Raw genomic sequence first — 597 nt, 5'->3', positions numbered from 1 at the left:
CCCCATGCACGAACCCGCTTCGCGGGAGGGCGGGTGCGGCGTGGTCTCGGTTTCATTATAGGCTTGGGATCAAGCCGCACCTGATCTGACGATGGAGTTCCCTTCAACGAGAGGAACTCCCCCATGGCTACCCCGTCGATCGACGCCCCCGCCACACCGCTCCGCCAGCGCATGCAGCAGGATATGCTGATGCGCGGCCTGGGCGTCCATACCCAGCACGACTACATCCGGCACGTCCGACGCTTCGCTGCGTTTCTGGGTCGCGCTCCCGATACCGCCACGACCGAGGATATCCGGCGTTTCCAGCTCTATCAGCATGAGCACGGCGTCAGCCCTTCCACGATCAATGGCGCGGTCTCGGCGCTGCGCTTGCTGTTTGAGGTGACGCTGAAGCGGCGCGATCTGGCCCGCGCTCTGGTGATCACCCGCTATCAACGCAAGCTGCCCGATGTGCTCAGCATCGAGGAGGCCGCCCGGCTGCTCGCGGCGGCGCCAACTATCAAGTACAAGGCCGCGCTCGGCGTCGCCTATGGCGCCGGCCTGCGCGTCTCCGAGGTTGCCCACCTCAAGGTCGATGATATCGACAGCACCCGCATG

General features: G+C 65.2%; 1 protein-coding gene. It reads left to right on the top strand.

Annotated features, from left to right (window positions below):
* Positions 1–123: 123 nt before the first annotated feature.
* The coding region (locus tag ABFY71_RS18695; RefSeq protein ID WP_347947374.1) for a tyrosine-type recombinase/integrase at positions 124–597 on the top strand (474 nt) is incomplete at its 3' end.

This window comes from Devosia alba (genome assembly GCF_039938915.1).
Taxonomy (GTDB): Bacteria; Pseudomonadota; Alphaproteobacteria; order Rhizobiales; family Devosiaceae; genus Devosia; species Devosia alba.
This window is presented reverse-complemented; position numbering and strand designations above follow the sequence as displayed.